Below are 17,330 nucleotides of genomic sequence, written 5' to 3'. Positions count from 1 at the left end.
TAATTTATCGAAATTTAGACACGAATAATTGCAATTTATTTTCGAATTTTACGATGCATAATGCAACAATGATAAGACTGCTTGCAGGATACGCAAATCATGCAATGGAGTGGGAGGACACCACCATGGCTGTACGAGAACTCAAGCGCATCATTAACGCCAGCCCGGCGACCGACGGCGCGGGAGTCAGGATTTCCCGGATCGCAGGATTTTCCGCTACCGATCTGGAACCTTTCTTAATGATCGACGAAATCCGTTCCGACGAACGGGACGACTTTATCGCCGGCTTTCCCGAACATCCCCACCGCGGCCTGGAAACCCTCACCTATATGAAAGAAGGCGGGTTCGAGCATCGCGACCATATGGGGAATCAGGGCGCCATCAAAAGCGGCGGCGCGCAGTGGATGTCCGCCGGCAAAGGCGTGATTCACTCGGAAATGCCGATTCCTGAAGCGGCGCGCATGCATGGCTTTCAAATCTGGATCAACCTGCCCCGCACCCAGAAAATGAAAGCGCCGGAGTGGCGTGACGCGCAGCCGGAAGAGCTGCCCTCCATTATCCTGGGCTGCGGCGAAATTCGAGTCATCGCCGGCTCCTGGCGCATTCAGGACAACTTCAGCGCCTCGCCGTTAAATCGCCTGGCGCAATCCGCAGGTCTGCTCGATATTTCCCTGCTGCCCAACGGCAAACTGGATCTGCCTCTGGAGCCGGATCAGCAGGCGGCGATTTATGTCTACAATGGACGCGTGCACATGGGATCGGTACTGCAAACAGGCCAGCTCGGCATCCTGGGCGAAGGCGACCGCCTGCAACTGAGCGCGGACAAGGGCGGAGCGGATTTTCTGTTGCTTGCTGGAGAAGCCTTACATGAACCAGTGGCGCATTACGGCCCTTTCGTCATGAATACCCATGACGAAATCCTTGCCGCCGTGAAGGACTATCAGGAAGGCAAGCTGACCGCATAAAAAACGGCCTCTGGTGAGGCCGTCTTACTGTTGGTCAACCCGTGTCAAAACAGGGTATAGATGAACGGCGCCACCGCGGAGCCCTGAGTAATCACAATCAGGCCGCCCAGCATCACCAACGTCAGCACCAGCGGAAACAGCCACACTTTTTTCCTTTGTCGCATAAACGCCCAAAGGTCTTTCACAAATTCCCACATCAGAATGGTCGCTCCATGGACTCGGGGGTCATAGGTTCGTTACGTAAGGTTCGATAAGTGGTCGCCTGCGGATCAACGCGTTTTTGCAGTTGCAGCTTGTGCATCAGCCGCAGCGCCCAACCCAGCGGCGCCACCATGACGATAAAAACAGCGCCGAGAATGATAGCGCTGTTTATCTTGCCCAGCCTTAAGGCGAAGCGCATCCACAGGACATAGGGCTGACGCAATAGCGCCGGTTTCAATAGCGCCAGGGCGGCGAACGCGCCAGCGACCGGATAAGGCCATACCGGCAGGCTCAATGAAAAAATCCAAGGCAAAAACAATGCAAATACCAGTATCAGAAAGACGGCCATCATGAGGCCGAACTTTCTCAATTCTCCTTCCGACGCGGAGGCGAAGTTTTGACGCAATGGTTCAGTCAAGTTCAAACTCCCGGGACCAGTCTTTATTTACCAGGGACTCCGGCTGAGCGGTTTTGCGCAGCACGCACCGTCCCAATACCAGTACATCCATCTCCGTCGCCATAAAACATCGAAACGCATCGTCCGGCGAACACACCGGCGGCTCGCCCCGCACGTTAAAAGAGGTGTTGATCAGCACCGGATGGCCGCTATGCTTGGCGAACTCCTTTATTAGACGATGAAACTCGGGATTAGTTTCCTGATGCACCGTCTGCACCCGTGCTGAATAGTCGACATGGGTGATGGCGGGCAGATCCGAACGAATCTGCCGCAGACGCTCCAGGCCTTGCAGGCCCTGTTCCGTGGATTTGCGCCACTGCTCCTGGACGTCCGCCACCAGCAGCATGTAGGGACTGGCCTTATCCAGGTCAAAATAATCACCGCAATGCTCCGCCGCCACCGCCGGCGCAAAGGGGCGGAAGGATTCGCGGAACTTGATCTTAAGGTTCATCTTGGTCTGCATATCCGAGTCCAGCGGATTGCCCAGAATAGAGCGTGCGCCCAGAGCGCGGGGCCCGAACTCCATGCGTCCCTGAAACCAGCCTACTACCTGGCCGCCCGCCAAATCAGCGGCGATATCGGCGTACAGGGCGTCATCCTCCAGCACCGCAAACGCCGCACCGATTTCGGTCAGATAACGTTGGATGTTTTCATCGCTGTATTGCGGACCTAAGTAGGCGCCCTGCATGGCGTCCAGTTGTTCGGCATGCAGCGGGCGCGCCCTGGGTTCTCCCTGGTAGTGATGCCAGGCCAACAAAGCGGCGCCGAGAGAACCGCCTGCGTCGCCGGACGCCGGCTGAATCCAGATATCGTCAAACGGGCCTTCCCGCAGCAGGCGGCCATTGGCGACGCAATTCAACGCCACGCCTCCGGCCAGACACAAGTGACGTTGTCCCGTTTCTTCAGCGATGGTGCGCCCAAGGCGCAATACGATTTCCTCAGTCACCGCCTGCACCGAGCGGGCAAGGTCCATATACGCCTGCGTCAACGGCGCCTCCGGTTCGCGTCGAGGCAGGCCGAACAGTTCGGCGAAACGCTGATTGGTCATACGCAGACCGGTCATGAAGTCGAAGTAACGCAAATGCAGCCGGAAAGTGCCGTCGGGCTTAACGTCAATCAGATGCTGCATGATCAGATCAACGTATTTCGGCTCACCGTAGGGCGCCAGCCCCATCAGCTTGTATTCGCCGGCGTTGACCTTAAAGCCGCAAAAATAGGTGAAAGCGGAATACAGCAGACCCAGTGAGTGCGGGAACTCGATTTCCCACAAGGGCCGCAGTGAGGCTCCCTCACCCACCCACACCGAACTGGTCGCCCATTCGCCCACCCCATCCAGACACAAAACGGCGGCGTTCTCAAACGGACTGGGGTAAAAGGCTGACGCCGCGTGGGACTGATGATGCTCGGCGAACAGCAGGCGCGGTAGCACGGCTTTGGGGTCGCGCAACAGCCCCCTCAACGCCTTCTTTAATTCACTTTTAAGGAACAGTTTATCCTTGAGCCACACCGGCATCGCCGTGGCGAAAGAGCGGAAGCCCCGCGGCGCAAACGCCAGATAGGTCTCCAGCAGCCGTTCGAATTTCAGCAACGGTTTATCGTAGAAAACCACGGTGTCCACCTCGTCCAGAGCGACGCCGCCTGCGTCGAGGACATACTCAATGGCGTGGCGGGGAAAATCCGCATCATGTTTCTTGCGGGTAAAGCGCTCTTCCTGGGCCGCGGCCAGAATCACGCCGTCCTTTACCAGTGTCGCCGCCGCATCATGGTAATAAGCGGAAATGCCTAAAATCGTGGTCATTGAAAGGGAAGCCAATCCGTTATGCGTAGTATGAGGTATGACTTGCCGGGAAAGGGCCGTCGTCGCTATCGCTATAGTTTTCTTAAGACTACTGATGCCATAAAATGCGCGCAACCATTTTTTCCGGAGACATCCATATGCCGCGGGCCAGTGAGATTAAAAAAGGCGAAGTCGTTGATTTAAACGGGCAATTGCTGATTGTTAAAGACATCGAAGTGCACAGCCCCAGCGCCAGAGGCGCCGCCACCCTGTACAAAATGCGCTTCAGCAATGTGCGCACCGGTCTCAAATACGAAGAAAGTTTCAAAGGCGACGACATGCTGAGCACCACTCAGCTGGAGCGTCGTCAGGTCGCGTTCTCCTATATCGACGGCGACGATTATGTCTTTATGGACAACGAAGACTTCTCCCAATATATGCTGAAAAAGAACGACATCGAAGACCAGTTGTTATTTCTGACAGAAGAAATCCAGGGACTCCAGGTGCTAATGGTGGACGGTCAGGTTCTCGCATTGGAGTTGCCGCAAACGGTGGAAATGGAAGTGATCGAAACCACCCCCGCCATGAAAGCCGCTTCCGCCAGCGCCCGCACCAAACCCGCCAAATTCGTCACCGGCCTGACAATTCAGGTTCCTGAATATTTGGAACAAGGCGAGCGCGTTAAAATTCATACCGCCGAAAAGCGTTTCATGGGCCGCGCGGACTAAATTGCGCCGCCTTTGATCGCCGTTGCAGCGACGCACCATCGTCGCTGCACAGCTTCAGACGCCCCTCTCCGCGCTGAAAGCGCACACCCGGATTTACGGCTACACTGAGTGAATGAATTCTAACTTGGTCCGGCCGGAAACGATGCTACTTAAGTTGTCCTGCAGAGGCGCGATTTGGCTGCTGTTCTGGCTGCTGGCGTCGCCATTGACCCACGCCGCTCCAGCTCCATCCATGACGCCGGCGATGCATGTGGTGTTCTTCAATCCGCAAAGCAGCGACGATACTTTCTGGTCTGAAGTAATTCGATTCGCCCGCGCCGCCGCGGAAGACCTGAATATTCGCCTGGACATTTTCAGCGCCAATCACGACCGACTGCTCATGCGCCAGCAGATCAAGCACATTCTGGCCAGCGACCCGCCAGACTTCATCATGTACAAAAACTTCAAAGGCAACGCTCCGGAATTGCTGGCCCTGGCGGAAGAAGCCAAAGTGCGCTCCTTTGTCTTTAACTCCGGTCTCAATGTGGAGCAGGAGCGGCGTTACGGACACCCTCGGGAGCGCTTCAAACAATGGATTGGACAAATGCTGCCCAACGATGAAAACGCCGGGTACGCGCTCGCCAACATGTTGTTCGCTTCCGCTTCCTCACGCGAGTTGCTGCGCGGCGGGCAGGTGCTGCCAATTCTGGCTATCGGCGGCACGCCCACGGACAACGCCGCGATTGAACGGGAAATGGGATTGCATCGTTCACTGTCGGAACGCCCGGAAGTGGAACTGCAGCAGTTGGTGTCCGCCCGCTGGGATGAAGAGCTGGCTTATAAGCAGGCGGTCGGGCTGTTGAAACGCTACCCCCGCACCCGCGTGATCTGGGCCGCCAACGACTCCATCGCCGTCGGCTCACTACGGGGCGCGCAAAGCCTCGGCTACAAGCCGGGAGAAAACCTGCTCATCGCAGGTATCGACTGGAGTCCTTCCGCGTTGGAATACATCAAAGAAGGCAAGCTGGCGGGTTCTTACGGAGGCCATTTCATGCAGGGCGCATGGAGCCTCGTGCTGATGTACGACTACCACCTCGGCCGGGACTTCGCAGATGACCTAGGCGTGTCCATCCATTCCAATATGGGTTTGCTCACGCCGGATAACGTCGACAAATATTTGCAGTTCATTGTCGGCGTCAATTGGAGTGACATTGATTTCACTCGCTTTTCAAAAGTGTTGAACCCTCAACTCAAGCAGTATGATTTTTCACTAGAGCGGCTGCTTCAGCAGCATTGAACTCATTTTGGCGAGACGCGACGACATAATGCTTCCAGATCAGTCCATCACCGAAGAGCTGCCCAAGGACCGGAAACAAAAACGTCAACCGCACAGCGCCTACCTGCGTCGTAGGCTGATGACGCTGACTTCCATCATCATTGTCTCCATGTTCGCACTGGAGGCGGCGGTGACCGCCTGGTACGACTACCGGGCGCAACTCGCCAACCTGGAGAAGGAAGCTTATCTGTTGGCGGATGCGCAGCGATCGGTGCTGGCCGCCGCGGTGTGGAACTTTGACTTCGACATTATCAACAACGCCGTCAATAACCTGTTCTCGATGCCGGAAATCATGCAGGTCGCAATTCGCTACCCGGACGGCGAAGTCATCGCCTCCGCCGGCAAACTGTCGGACGGCGCCGCGCAGATGCGCATCACCCGTCCGCTGCTCTGGGATCAGGGCGGTGAAAAAGAAATTGGCACGCTCAATGTTGTGATCGATATCAGCCAGGTGGAAAGCTCCATGCTGGTCAAGCTGACAGAACGCTCCGTCACCCTCAGCGCTACGCTATTTATCTGTCTGGCCGCCATTTACCTCGCCTGCCGCTGGATGACGCAACCGCTGGAGGAATTGACCGCCGCCATCACCCGGCTGGCGGACGGCGATCTGGAGCAGCGAATTCCCCACACTCAGCGCAACGATGAAATCGGCAACGTAGCCCGGGCGTTGGTGAAGTTTTCGGAAAACAGTCGGCTTCTCTATGACCTGCAGAACTCCCTTACTTTCAATGTGGCGGAAAAGACCCGTCAATTAAAGCAAGTGCGGGAAGACAGCGCTCACGACAATACGGTGCGCGCGCGCCTGCTCGCCATGGTGTCCCAGGAAATTCGGTCTCCCATGACCGCCATTCAGGGGGCGGTCATGCTGTGCAAAAACGGGCTGACGGGGGAAATCCAGGAAAAGACTTTGCACATGCTGCACGTCGCCGAGCGTAACTGCGAGCGCATGCAAAAGCTGATTGAAGTGCTGTTCGATATCTACCAGATTCAGAATCATTCTCTGGTGCTGACTTTAAGCCCGGTCAATCTGCTCAAACTGGCGCGGACGCAGACAGAGATCTGGCGCAACAAGGCCTATCAGACCAGTAAAAACCTGCACTTTGAGAGCGGCGTCGCGGAAGCCTGGGTGCGTGGCGATGAAAAGCGTCTGCAGCAGATTATTGATATTCTGCTCAGCAACGCCGTCAGGCATTCCGGCAAAGGCGGAGAGATCAGCGTTCATCTACGCCGGGAAGGCGCTTTGATCAGTTTGTCGGTCAGCGACAACGGCCCCGGCATTCCCAAAAAAATCCGCCCCTACCTGTTCGAGGGACTGGCCCGTAGTGACGAGGCCTGCAGCGATTCCCTGGGTTCCGGCTTCAGTTTGACTTTGGCCAAAGGATTGGTGGAGTTACAAGGCGGGCAGATTTACTTTGAGTCCATCGCCAAGGAAATTTCCAGCAACTCCACCCTGCCGACCGGCGCTACCTTCTATCTGGAACTGCCCTATATCCCTGCGCCCGAAGCGGCGGATTAATGCATTGAGTGACGCGGGAAGTAGCGGGCGCCATCGTAACGGTCAAAGTAAGCGCCCAAAAGAGGGTGATCAATCTGAGTCGTATCCAGACTGACTCTCAGATTTCGCTCCGCCACATAGGTCATATGGTCGCTCTCATGCACCAGCACATGATACCAGGGCTGATCTTTGGGCGGACGCGACTTCGCGACGCTCTCATACCAGGCGTCTGTATGGTTGAACATCGGGTCGACGCCGATCACCACGCCGCGATAGCCAAATAAATTATGCTCAACCAACTGACCGACAAAAAAGTGTGCTTGCGCCATATCCCCTCCTGTCCCTAATTATAGCCGGGCTTGGCGGGACGCGCTGACGCAGTGATGAGTCGCGAGTCAGTCGCTTAAACCCGCCGCGACTTACGGTAATCGCAGGGAGACTGACTAAAGCTGCGGGAAAATACCTCGTAAAAACGGGTGATAGAGGAAAACCCGCTTTCAAACGCGATCTGACTGGCGCGCAAGGAAGTCGTGGTCAATAACCGGGCGGCGTGATTCACCCGCAACTGAGTCAGGTATTCCAGAATGGTCATGTCCAGCACCTGTTTGAACAATCCCATAGCGAAGTTTTTATGCAGTCGCACATGCGCGGCGACATCCGCAACGGAGATGGAGTCGCAATAACGCTCGTTCATATACTCCACCATCTTGTGCACATGGCGACAGGAACCCTTGGGCTCGCCCGCAGGCTTGGCGACGCAGGCGTCCGGTCCCGGGGCGTCTTTGAACAAACGCCGCAACAGCAAGGCTATTTCGTCCCAAACCAAGTCCTTCAAGTAGTCATCCTGACAGGCCAGCTCCTCCGCCCAACGCGCGACTGTTTCCGATTCCAAAGCCTTGGCGGCGTCCGCCACGCAAATCTCGCCATGCAGCAATTTCTGTTTCATCCGATGGGGGATGCACAGCTCCGCCAGAAAGGACAAAGGCAACCATAAGCGCAATCCCCAGGCTTCTGCATTACTGTGCAACTGCTTAACGCCATGGAGAGAGGAAAAGCACACCAGACTGAAAGGCTCCAGCACCAGACGCCGGCGTTCATCCCATAACACCGCGCCGCCGGCGCAACAAATGGCGACTTCGAAATGTGCGGCGTCCGCCAGACTGGGAGAGTCCGCCAGCGCGCCGAAATAATGGTGCGGAGAGCCGCCCCTGGGAGCGGCGACCGCTGCTACATTTGCTGTTTTCATGAGATGACGATTGTTGTTGTTTTAATCTCTGACTGAATGTCAGGCGGTGCGGCGCAGCGATGCGTCCACCGGCTTGCCTTGTGCGTCGAACAGATGCATATGTTGCGAGGGCGCATGCAGGTACAGCTCGCACCCCGGCTCCAGCTCCATTTCACCCACGATACGCGCCGTCATTTCGCCAACGCCTGCGACGTCGACATAAACATAGGTGTCGCTGCCCAGATGCTCAGCCATGCGCAACACGCCTTTCCAATCCCCCGCTTCGCCCTGAGTGCGCACCTGTAAATGCTCCGGCCGTATGCCCAGAGTAGCGCCGCCGAGATCTTCCGCCGCCTTGCCCTTCAGCATGTTCATGCGGGGAGACCCAATGAAAGTGGCCACAAACTCGGATGCAGGCTGGTTATAAAGCTCAAGCGGCGTACCTACCTGTTCTATGCGCCCCTGATTCATCACCACGATCTTGTCCGCCAGAGTCATGGCCTCGACCTGATCATGGGTGACGTAAATCATGGTGGAGCCGAGACGTTCATGCAGCTTGGCGATCTCCAGACGGGTCTGCACTCGCAGGGAGGCGTCCAAGTTGGACAGCGGCTCATCGAAAAGAAACACTTTGGGTTCGCGTACGATGGCGCGACCGATGGCCACCCGCTGCCGCTGTCCGCCGGATAACGCCGCCGGCTTTCGCTTGAGCAGCGCCCCCAATTGCAGGGTTTGCGCCACCGACTCCACCTTGCTGCGGATTTCATCCTGCCCGGCGCCGTCGAGCTTCAATCCGAACGCCATGTTTTCATACACCGTCATGTGCGGGTACAGGGCGTAGGACTGGAACACCATACCCACGCCGCGCTTGGCCGGCGCTACATCGTTCACCAGCGCGCCGCCGATATAGAGTTCGCCGGAAGTGATGTCCTCCAAACCGGCGATGGTGCGCAGCAATGTGGACTTACCGCAGCCGGAGGGGCCGACAAATACGACAAAATCGCCGTCCGCGATGTGCAGATTGATGTCGTGCAGCACATGGGTCTGCTGAAAAACTTTATTGACGTTGCGTAATCTAAGCTCAGCCATAACATCTCGTCTCTTGTATTTGTTGTGCCGAAAGGCGCGTCCACGCGCCTTGTGTTTCAGCTATTGGTAGCAGTTACTTCAACTCGCCGAAAAACGCCTGATACGGCGGCAATACGATATCCTCGCCCTCCAGCTCGCCGCTGTAGCCATGTCCGCTCATCGGCTCGACATTGGCCATGCGACAGGGAACGCGGATGGTCTCCGCAGTCATGTTCAAGGCGATGACGATGCGTTGTTCCTCGTCGCAGCGCTCGAACAGCAATCCGCCCGCTGGAGCGTCCAGCATACGAATGGAACCGTTCTTCAGCGCGGACTGACGCTTGCGCCAGTGGATAAAGCCGCGATAGAAGTTGAGCACGGAGTTCGGGTCTTTCTCTTGTACGTCCGGCGCCAGTCCGAGATGCTCCTCGGAAACCGGCAGCCAGGGGTCAATGGAGGAGAAGCCGCCGTAGGGTTTAGCGCTTTCCCACACCATCGGCGTACGGCAGCCGTCACGGCCTTTGTACTCCGGCCAGAACGGCAGGGCGTATGGGTCCTGTAAACGTTCATAGGGAACGTCCGCTTCCGGCAGTCCCAACTCTTCACCTTGATAGATGCAGGCGCTGCCGCGCAGAGACAGCAACAGGCCCAGCAACAGCTTGGCGAAGGGCGCGCGATCACGACCGTTGGCCCAGCGGGTGACGCAACGCACCACATCGTGATTGGACAGCGCCCAGCAGGCCCAGCCGTCGCCGATCTGGTTTTCCAGACGCTCCACCACTTCGCGGATGTAGGTCGGCTCATGGAATACGTTCAACAGGTCGAAGGTATACGCCATGTGCAGTTTGTCGCTGCCGGAAGTGTAGTCCGACATGATTTTCAACGGCTCATCGGCGCCGATCTCACCGACAGTGGTGATGCCTTCGTACTGATCCAGCAACTCACGCAGACGCTTGAGGAAGCCAATGTTGTCCGGACGGCTGATGTCGTAGACATGTAGCTGTAAGGAATACGGATTCTGTTCCGGCGCGCCCAGCGTTTTCTTGGCGTCTTTCGGCAACGGCGGATTGTCGCGCAGTTGCTTGTCATGGAAGTAATAGTTGACCGTATCCAGACGGAAGCCGTCCACGCCCAGGTCCAGCCAGAAGCGCACTTCCTCCAGCATTTGATCCTGCACTTCCGGATTGTGGTAGTTAAGATCCGGCTGGCTGCTCAGGAAGTTGTGCATATAGTACTGGCGACGCTTGGCGCACCACGCCCAGGCGGAGCCGCCGAACATGGCCAGCCAGTTATTGGGCGGCGTGCCGTCCGGTTTAGGATCGGCCCACACGTACCAGTCCGCCTTCGGATTGGTGCGATCCTGCGAGCTTTCCTGGAACCAGAGGTGCTGATCGGAAGTATGGCTCATCACCAGATCGATCATGACCTTCATGCCTAAGGCATGAGACTTTTCTACCAGACGCTTGAAGTCGTCCAGATCGCCAAAAATGGGATCAACGCTGCGATAATCGGACACGTCATAGCCAAAATCTTTCATTGGCGACGTAAAGAATGGGGACAACCAGATCGCGTCCACCCCCAGACCGGCGATGTAATCCAGCCTGCTGACGATGCCCGGCAAATCGCCGATGCCGTCCTGGTTGGAATCCAGATAGCTACGCGGATAAATCTGATAAATGGTGCAACCGCGCCACCAATCCCGCTCAACCTTCGACATGAGAGAAACTCCTAAAACAATCTATAACTGCAGGCCCCGCCGCGCGGCGCCCGTTTAACCTTTGACTGCGCCAGCGGTGAGGCCGGACACAATGCGACGTTGAAACACCAATACCAGCGCCACCAGCGGCACGGTCACGATGACCGATGCGGCCATGATCACGCCCCAGGGCAGCTCATGCTGGCTGCTGCCGCTGATCAGCGCGACGGCGACCGGCACCGTGCGCTGCGCGTCAGTGAGTGTGAACGTCAGGGCGAACAAAAATTCATTCCAGGCGGCGATGAACGCCAGCAGTCCGGTCGTGACCAGCGCCGGCCACATCATCGGCAGGAACACCCGGAAAATAATGGTCAGGTTGGACGCGCCGTCCAGAATCGCCGCTTCTTCCACTTCCTTCGGCATCTGCTTCATGAACGTGGTGAGCACCCATACCGTGAACGGCAGCGTGAAAATCAAATACGCGAGCACCAGACCCAGCAGGTTGTTGTACAGACCCAGGCCGCGAATCACTTCGAACAGACCGGACAGCACCGCCACCTGCGGGAACATGGACACCGACAGAATCGCAATCAGCATCAGCCCGCGACCGCGGAAATCAATCCGCGCCAGAGCGAAGGCGGCGGTCAGTCCCAGCATCAGGGACACCAGCACCACCGCGCTGGACACCATCACCGAGTTGAGGATGTTTTCCCCAAAGGCCGTGCCCTTGAACACGGAAAGATAGTTCGCCCAATCAACGGAAGTGGGCCAGTAGTCCACCACGAACAACTCGCTGCCGGACTTGAATGACGTCAGGATCGCGTAATAGAAAGGGAACACGGAAAACACCACGATGGCCGCCACCAAAAGGTAAAAGGCGGCTTTTCGCAGCAACTGTTTTACATCGACGCTCTGGCTCATCTCAGTCCCCCACGCGCATATACTTGCGCCCCAGATACAGATAGGCCAACGTCAGCAATGCGATCACCAGGAACAAGGCCGTCGACGCGGCGGAGCCGTATCCCACATCCTGGAAGTCCACCAGCTGCTGGCGGGCGAAAACGGACATGGACATGGTGTCTTCACTGTTGGAAGTCAGCACATAAATCAAATCAAAGATCCGCAGCGCGTCCAGAGCCCTGAACACCACCGCCACCAGCACGGCCGGCATAATCAGCGGCAGGGTCACTCGGAAGAAAACTCTTACTGGATGGATGCCATCCACTTTCGCCGCCTCATAACAGTCCTTGGGCAGCATCTGCAGCGCAGCGAGCATCAGTAGCGCCATGAAAGGCGTGGTTTTCCAGACATCGACCATGATCACCGCCACCATCGACAGATCCGCATCCGCGGTCCAGGCCAGCGGCGCCGAGATCAGTCCGACCCCCATCAGCATGTCGTTGAGAATTCCGAACTGGTCGTGCAGCATCCAGCTCCACATCTTGGCTGAAACAATGGTGGGTATCGCCCAGGGAATCAGCACCGCTGCGCGCACCAGACCGCGACCGGCGAAGTTCACGTTCAAGGCCAGCGCCACGATCATGCCCAGCACCAGCTCAAACGACACGGAGATCAGCGTGAACGTCAGGGTGTTCCATACCGATTTCCACCACACGGCGTCGGCCAGCAGGCCATACCACTCGCCATCTTCCTTGTATAAGTAGTTCCCCCAGCCGATAAACTCGGCTGCGTTAAGATCCGTCAGACTGGCGTCAGTGAAACTGAACCAGATCGTGCGTAGTAGCGGCCAACCGGCGACCAACAGCAGCGTACAGATCATCGGGGCCAGGAACAGCCAGGCGCTGCGGGCGCGCTGGCGTTGTCGGGACGACTGGGACATCTTGTCGCTTACCTCAGGCCGGGGAGGCGCTGCGGATGCAGCGCCGGATTGAGAGAGTTTCATTTCCACTTTCCGTTACGGGCGAATCGACGCAGTTGGCCTTCCAACTGAGCCAGACTGGCTTCGGCTTTTTCCTTGCCGGACAAAACGCTGTGCACAGCGTTGAAGAAGGCGGTGCTGACCTGGTTGTACTTGCTCTTGGTCACACTGGAGGGACGCGGTACGCCGCTGACGAAGGTTTCGTACAGGCTGCCGAAGAAAGGCGTCGCAGCCAGCACGTCCTTGTCTTTGTACAGGGCGTTGATGGTGGGGTTGTAGGAAGCCTTGATAGCGCGGCGCTTCTGTTCTTCATAGCTGGTCAGGTACATGACCAGATCCGCTGACAGTTTCGGGTTTTTGGCGTACTTGGAGACCGCCAGCTGCCAGCCGCCCAAAGTCGCGCTATGGCGACCGTCTTCACCTCCCTTTGGCAGGGCGACTACGCCCACTTTGTCTTTGATGGCGCTGTCTTCAGCCTGCGCCAGCGACCAGGCGTAAGGCCAGTTACGCATGAACACGGCGTTGCCGGACTGGAACACGCCGCGGGACTCTTCTTCCGCGTAGTTGGTCACGCCCTGCGGACTGATAGTCCCAATCCAGCCGGCGGCGGTATTGAGGGCCTTGGCGGCCTGCGGATTGTTGATGGTGATCTTGCCTTTCTCATCCACCACTGTGCCGCCGTTGAAGCTGGCGACCCACTCCGTCGCGTTACAGGTCAAACCTTCATAAGCGCGGCCTTGCCAGACGAAGCCCCACATTTTGTCATTACCCGCCTTGCGCTCGCCGTCCTGCACCAGTTTCGCGGAGGCTTCCAGTTGCTCCCAGGTTTCCGGAGGCTGCTGGCTGTATTTCTCCAGCAGGTCTTTGCGGTAGTACAACACGCCAGCGTCAGTAAACCAGGGCATGGCCACCAGTTTGCCGTCCACAGTGTTGTTGTTGACGATAGATTCAAAGTGCTCTTTTTCAGCGCCATTGCTGAAAGGTTTGAGGTCGACGAAGTGCTGGCCCAGCATACCCGGCCACACCACGTCGATCTGGAATATGTCGATGTCCTGACTGCCCGCAGCCAGCAGTTGCTGGTAGAGCGCCAGACGCTCGGATGAGGAATTGGGCGTGGACACCACCTTCACCTCATTGCCGGTTTTCTCCGCCCAGGCCTTGACGCCGTCCTTACACAGCTCCAGCTCCGCGCCGACGGCGCCGCAGGAGATGGTCAACGTTTCCGCATGCGCTTGCAGACTGAAAGCGGCGGACAGAAATACACCCGTACCAATAGCCTTAATTATGGTTTTTTTCATCATGGATTCCTCCGAGTTATTGTTATATGGAGCACATTACGTGGATTGCGAGAATGAAAATAAAGATACACCGTATGCGGAGCGACCGTGAGGACGCCGCCGGCATCAAACCCTCGTCAGATCAAAGACCAGGCGCTGGGAGATACGACTACGGAATGGACTGAACCCTCGCGACGCCCCGCATGGCCGGCGACGCCGGAGCCAATACTGCGTCGTGCGATGCGCCAACTGTATGGCACCGCATGAGCGAAAGATTCTGCGAACAGGGAAATGTGCTTGCCGAAAGGATTTACGACTACGCTGGCGCGATTCGTTGTTTGAGGTTTCTGCGGCTGCGGACGCGCTGAGGAGAGACCTTTGGCGCGGTTTAGAACATCAAACCAGGAACGGAATCCATGTTCCACAGCAACAAGATCCAACGCCTGGGCGTGGGAGATTCCTTGGCTACGTTTGATTTTCTTGGCGTCACGCTTGAAATTCTTCAGCGTGGTTTCCGATACGTGTCTGCAGGTCGCATGATTCATAGCAATGTCTCGCTACAACGGCAATGACGCGGCCCACTCACATCTTGTCTCATGAGTCACTAAACCTATAACACTCATAGATTTGTAGATAATGTCGTACTCGACTTTGCCTGTGTGGGCGGCAGGCGTATATCAACACCTGTGAGGATCGAAGTTAACAAAAACTTTTCATCAAGACAAGAGCCGACTTCTACATAGCCCAAATTTCCATGCCGCGGGGGTACGTGGACAAGCCTCTGTCGCGCACGTACACTGGGCGCTACCGGCGTCAGACAAATAATCCGGACAGCAAAATTCGGCGCCAGGAATCCGGCAACGCGAGCGCTTTATGAAATCATCCGATCCGCAACTTCCGGGACAGCGGAACAATCAGCGGCCACAGACGCAACGACCTGCAGACACACAGGATGACTGGTGGAAATACGGCGTTATTTATCAGGTCAACGTGCGCAGCTTTTTCGACGCCAATAACGATGGCGTCGGCGATATCAAAGGCCTGACCGCAAAACTGGACTATTTCGTCGAACTCGGCGTGGCCGCCATTGCGCTGACGCCGGTGTTTACCTCGCCGATGAGCGACTTCGGCTTTGATGTCAGCGATTACTACAGCCTCGACCCCGCTTTCGGCGATCTGGACGACTTCGACGCGCTGATCCGCGCAGCGAACAACCGTGGCCTCAAGGTACTGCTCGACATCGTCATCAGCCATACTTCCGTGCAGCATCCCTGGTTTCTGGAAAGCAAACAGGATCGCAATAATCCGAAAGCGGACTGGTACGTATGGGCGGACGCGCAAGCGGACGGCACGGTTCCCAACAACTGGCAGACGACCTTTGGCCACCCGGCCTGGTCATGGAGCTCCACCCGCGGCCAGTACTACCTGCACAACGCCACCAGCCGGCAGGCGGATCTCAACTTCCATAACAGCGAAGTCATCGCCGAAGTGCTCAGTATTCTGCAGTTCTGGCTGGAGCGCGGCGTCGCCGGCTTCCGCCTGGACTGCCCGAACCTGTATACCCATGATAAAAAGCTGCGTAATAACCCGCCGCGGCGCAATATGGCGACGATTCCCGAAGAAGCGTTGATCAACCCGTTCGAATATCAGTTGCAGATCTATAACCAGAACCGGCCCGAAACCCTGCCGACGCTGGCCCGCATCCGCCGCCTGTGCGATCGCTACGAAGCCGCCTTGCTGGGCAGCGTCACCAGTAGCGCCACCTTTGAAATGCTGAACATTTACAGCGGCTCACAGGAAGGCCTGCAGATGGCCAATATTTATGAAGCCCTGCCCAGCGTCTATAACCTGCCTGGTCTGGTCAGCGTAGTGCAAACCTTCGAGGAGAATTGCGATCAGGTCTGGCCTTATTGGATGCTGAACAACCACGACGTCGCCCGTCTGGTGTCGCGCTGGGAAGGAGATCATGACGCCCCCCGACTGGCCGCCATTGTGTTGGCTCTGCACCTGTCGCTGAGGGGAACGCCCGTCCTGTTTCAAGGGGACGAGCTGGGTCTGGAGGAAGCTTATATTCCATTCGATAATCTGTGCGACCCTTACGGCAAACTGTCCTGGCCGCAGTATATGGGGCGCGACGGTTGCCGCACGCCGCTGCCCTGGGACGACAAACCGCCTCACGCCGGATTCTCGACCCATACACCCTGGTTGCCCATCGATCCGCGCCACTTGTCCCACGCTATCAATGTGCAGCAAAAGGACCCGGAATCCGTCCTGCGTCGCGTGCAGCAGTTCATACGCTGGCGCGAACAACAGCCGGAAATACTGTTGGGCTCCATGTCGATCATTCACGCGGATGCGTCAGTGTTGCTGTTGCTGCGCAAACATAAAGGGGGGCGATTGCTGGCCGCCTTCAATGTGTCCTATGAGCCGGCTGAAATCGAGCTCAACCTGCCGCAACCGCCAGAAGTCCTGAGCGGTCATGGTTTTCGCGGCGAGTTGCGGGATAATCGTATTTATCTGCCGCCCTACGAGGCGTTCTTCGGCCGCTTGCCTTGAGCAAGCGGCGTCATTGAATCAAAACCCAGACCCGGGCTCTTTTAAAAACGCCAACTCTTCCGGCGTGGATTCGCGTCCTAGAATCGCATTGCGATGGGGATAGCGGCCAAAGCGTTTGATAATCGCCAAGTGTCTGTGTTCAAAATCCAGATTGTTCTCCAGTCCGGGCTGGCTGAACAAACGCACGGCCTCTTCATGGACTACTGCGGATTCGCTATGCATATACGGCATATACAGAAAGCTCTTCTCCTCGTCGCCCAGCTCCTTGTCCGCTCCCGCCCGCACCGCTTCCTGAGCCAGCGCCAACGCCAGATTGTCCGCGGCGAAGGACTCAGCCTGATCGCGAAAGATATTGCGGGAAAACTGGTCCAGAACGATTACTTCCGCCAACCGGCCGCGGGGCTCGTTACGCCAATGGGATAGCTCCCCCGCTCTGGCGGCCGTCAGCAAGGGGCCGAAGCGCTCAGCGATGCGACGATCCAGTTCGTCGCTTTTACGAAACCAATCCGCGGGGCTCAATTCTTCAAACCAGAATCGCAGCACGTCCTCGGCGGTCAGCGACGGCGCATTTTGCAAACCTGACTCATTCGTCATGTCCATCCCTCTGTAGTTTGTCTAAAATTAATAACATAAGGCAGTTTACACGTTGACCGCCAACGCCACTAATCGGACGCCTGCGACGCAATTCGTC

Annotated in this window: 17 protein-coding genes; 5 read left to right on the top strand and 12 right to left on the bottom strand. The window is 57.0% G+C overall.

The genetic code is table 11. The annotated features are described in order from the left end of the window. The first annotated feature begins 125 nt into the window (after positions 1-125). On the top strand, positions 126-965 hold the full coding sequence (locus HCH_RS00985; protein ID WP_011394208.1) for a pirin family protein: 840 nt from the start codon (positions 126-128) through the stop codon (positions 963-965). Between the two features lie 44 nt (positions 966-1,009). On the opposite strand, the gene HCH_RS34385 is transcribed toward HCH_RS00985, so the two are convergent. From HCH_RS34385 to HCH_RS00975, 3 genes are read right to left on the bottom strand one after another with little or no spacing between them, the layout of a single operon-like run. Continuing rightward, the gene (locus HCH_RS34385) at positions 1,010-1,162 is read right to left on the bottom strand and encodes a DUF5989 family protein (RefSeq protein ID WP_011394207.1); all 153 of its coding nucleotides are present in this window, start codon (positions 1,160-1,162) and stop codon (positions 1,010-1,012) included. Continuing rightward, complete coding sequence (locus HCH_RS00980) at positions 1,162-1,584, bottom strand: SxtJ family membrane protein (protein ID WP_011394206.1); 423 nt, start codon at positions 1,582-1,584, stop codon at positions 1,162-1,164. Before HCH_RS00980 ends, HCH_RS34385 begins: the two co-directional genes overlap by 1 nt. Further along, positions 1,577-3,421 carry a carbamoyltransferase family protein gene (locus HCH_RS00975; protein WP_011394205.1) on the bottom strand — a complete coding sequence of 615 codons (1,845 nt, stop codon included), beginning with the start codon at positions 3,419-3,421 and terminating at the stop codon, positions 1,577-1,579. The genes HCH_RS00980 and HCH_RS00975 overlap by 8 nt, the downstream gene beginning before the upstream one ends. Before the next feature lie 137 nt (positions 3,422-3,558). Here HCH_RS00975 and yeiP point away from each other — a divergent pair, with 137 nt between their 5' ends. From yeiP to HCH_RS00960, 3 genes are all read left to right on the top strand, one after another. Next, on the top strand, positions 3,559-4,128 hold the full coding sequence (gene yeiP / locus HCH_RS00970) for an elongation factor P-like protein EfpL (protein WP_011394204.1): 570 nt from the start codon (positions 3,559-3,561) through the stop codon (positions 4,126-4,128). Between the two features lie 142 nt (positions 4,129-4,270). Continuing rightward, positions 4,271-5,404: an ABC transporter substrate-binding protein gene (locus HCH_RS00965; RefSeq protein WP_158304916.1), complete on the top strand. Its 1,134-nt coding sequence runs from the start codon at positions 4,271-4,273 to the stop codon at positions 5,402-5,404. Between the two features lie 28 nt (positions 5,405-5,432). Beyond that, complete coding sequence (locus HCH_RS00960) at positions 5,433-6,959, top strand: HAMP domain-containing sensor histidine kinase (protein WP_011394202.1); 1,527 nt, start codon at positions 5,433-5,435, stop codon at positions 6,957-6,959. Here HCH_RS00960 and hspQ read toward each other — a convergent pair. From hspQ to HCH_RS00920, 8 genes are all read right to left on the bottom strand, one after another. Next, entirely contained in the window at positions 6,956-7,267 is a 312-nt protein-coding gene (gene hspQ, locus HCH_RS00955; protein WP_011394201.1) for a heat shock protein HspQ, read from the bottom strand. The genes HCH_RS00960 and hspQ overlap by 4 nt on opposite strands. 74 nt (positions 7,268-7,341) lie before the next feature. Next, on the bottom strand, positions 7,342-8,184 hold the full coding sequence (locus HCH_RS32005) for a helix-turn-helix domain-containing protein (protein WP_011394200.1): 843 nt from the start codon (positions 8,182-8,184) through the stop codon (positions 7,342-7,344). 39 nt (positions 8,185-8,223) lie between these two features. Continuing rightward, on the bottom strand, positions 8,224-9,252 hold the full coding sequence (locus HCH_RS00945) for an ABC transporter ATP-binding protein (RefSeq protein ID WP_011394199.1): 1,029 nt from the start codon (positions 9,250-9,252) through the stop codon (positions 8,224-8,226). 73 nt (positions 9,253-9,325) lie between these two features. Further along, positions 9,326-10,948 (bottom strand): alpha-glucosidase, encoded by a 1,623-nt coding sequence (locus tag HCH_RS00940; protein WP_011394198.1) that lies wholly within the window; start codon positions 10,946-10,948, stop codon positions 9,326-9,328. A gap of 54 nt (positions 10,949-11,002) precedes the next feature. Continuing rightward, positions 11,003-11,848 carry a carbohydrate ABC transporter permease gene (locus HCH_RS00935; protein ID WP_011394197.1) on the bottom strand — a complete coding sequence of 282 codons (846 nt, stop codon included), beginning with the start codon at positions 11,846-11,848 and terminating at the stop codon, positions 11,003-11,005. A 1-nt stretch (position 11,849) separates the two neighbouring features. Then, a complete protein-coding gene (locus HCH_RS00930; RefSeq protein ID WP_011394196.1) occupies positions 11,850-12,767 on the bottom strand; it encodes a carbohydrate ABC transporter permease in 918 nt (305 codons plus the stop codon). A 59-nt stretch (positions 12,768-12,826) separates the two neighbouring features. Continuing rightward, positions 12,827-14,104 (bottom strand): ABC transporter substrate-binding protein, encoded by a 1,278-nt coding sequence (locus HCH_RS00925; RefSeq protein ID WP_041599107.1) that lies wholly within the window; start codon positions 14,102-14,104, stop codon positions 12,827-12,829. A gap of 116 nt (positions 14,105-14,220) precedes the next feature. After that, the gene (locus HCH_RS00920) at positions 14,221-14,628 is read right to left on the bottom strand and encodes a glyoxalase superfamily protein (protein ID WP_011394194.1); all 408 of its coding nucleotides are present in this window, start codon (positions 14,626-14,628) and stop codon (positions 14,221-14,223) included. Positions 14,629-14,956: 328 nt separating this feature from the next. Between HCH_RS00920 and HCH_RS00915 the strand changes: the two genes are divergently transcribed. Continuing rightward, a complete protein-coding gene (locus HCH_RS00915; protein ID WP_011394193.1) occupies positions 14,957-16,639 on the top strand; it encodes an alpha-glucosidase in 1,683 nt (560 codons plus the stop codon). Positions 16,640-16,657: 18 nt separating this feature from the next. On the opposite strand, the gene HCH_RS00910 is transcribed toward HCH_RS00915, so the two are convergent. Continuing rightward, entirely contained in the window at positions 16,658-17,233 is a 576-nt protein-coding gene (locus HCH_RS00910) for a DUF924 family protein (RefSeq protein WP_011394192.1), read from the bottom strand. Between the last annotated feature and the right edge of the window lie 97 nt (positions 17,234-17,330).

Origin of the sequence: Hahella chejuensis KCTC 2396 (assembly GCF_000012985.1) — a bacterium.
In the GTDB taxonomy this organism is placed as follows: Bacteria; Pseudomonadota; Gammaproteobacteria; order Pseudomonadales; family Oleiphilaceae; genus Hahella; species Hahella chejuensis.
The sequence above is the reverse complement of the archived record's forward strand: the minus strand, read 5'-3'. Positions and strand labels throughout refer to the sequence as shown.

Excerpts from the sequence above, each read along its gene's own strand:
- HCH_RS34385 (WP_011394207.1), bottom strand. The coding sequence starts at position 1,162 with ATGTGGGAATTTGTGAAAGACCTTTGGGCGTTTATGCGACAAAGGAAA.
- HCH_RS00920 (WP_011394194.1), bottom strand. The coding sequence starts at position 14,628 with ATGAATCATGCGACCTGCAGACACGTATCGGAAACCACGCTGAAGAAT.
- HCH_RS00975 (WP_011394205.1), bottom strand. The coding sequence starts at position 3,421 with ATGACCACGATTTTAGGCATTTCCGCTTATTACCATGATGCGGCGGCG.
- hspQ (WP_011394201.1), bottom strand. The coding sequence starts at position 7,267 with ATGGCGCAAGCACACTTTTTTGTCGGTCAGTTGGTTGAGCATAATTTA.
- HCH_RS00925 (WP_041599107.1), bottom strand. The coding sequence starts at position 14,104 with ATGAAAAAAACCATAATTAAGGCTATTGGTACGGGTGTATTTCTGTCC.
- HCH_RS00910 (WP_011394192.1), bottom strand. The coding sequence starts at position 17,233 with ATGACGAATGAGTCAGGTTTGCAAAATGCGCCGTCGCTGACCGCCGAG.
- yeiP (WP_011394204.1), top strand. The coding sequence starts at position 3,559 with ATGCCGCGGGCCAGTGAGATTAAAAAAGGCGAAGTCGTTGATTTAAAC.
- HCH_RS00960 (WP_011394202.1), top strand. The coding sequence starts at position 5,433 with ATGCTTCCAGATCAGTCCATCACCGAAGAGCTGCCCAAGGACCGGAAA.
- HCH_RS00985 (WP_011394208.1), top strand. The coding sequence starts at position 126 with ATGGCTGTACGAGAACTCAAGCGCATCATTAACGCCAGCCCGGCGACC.
- HCH_RS00915 (WP_011394193.1), top strand. The coding sequence starts at position 14,957 with ATGAAATCATCCGATCCGCAACTTCCGGGACAGCGGAACAATCAGCGG.
- HCH_RS00965 (WP_158304916.1), top strand. The coding sequence starts at position 4,271 with ATGCTACTTAAGTTGTCCTGCAGAGGCGCGATTTGGCTGCTGTTCTGG.
- HCH_RS00945 (WP_011394199.1), bottom strand. The coding sequence starts at position 9,252 with ATGGCTGAGCTTAGATTACGCAACGTCAATAAAGTTTTTCAGCAGACC.
- HCH_RS00930 (WP_011394196.1), bottom strand. The coding sequence starts at position 12,767 with ATGTCCCAGTCGTCCCGACAACGCCAGCGCGCCCGCAGCGCCTGGCTG.
- HCH_RS00935 (WP_011394197.1), bottom strand. The coding sequence starts at position 11,848 with ATGAGCCAGAGCGTCGATGTAAAACAGTTGCTGCGAAAAGCCGCCTTT.
- HCH_RS00940 (WP_011394198.1), bottom strand. The coding sequence starts at position 10,948 with ATGTCGAAGGTTGAGCGGGATTGGTGGCGCGGTTGCACCATTTATCAG.
- HCH_RS32005 (WP_011394200.1), bottom strand. The coding sequence starts at position 8,184 with ATGAAAACAGCAAATGTAGCAGCGGTCGCCGCTCCCAGGGGCGGCTCT.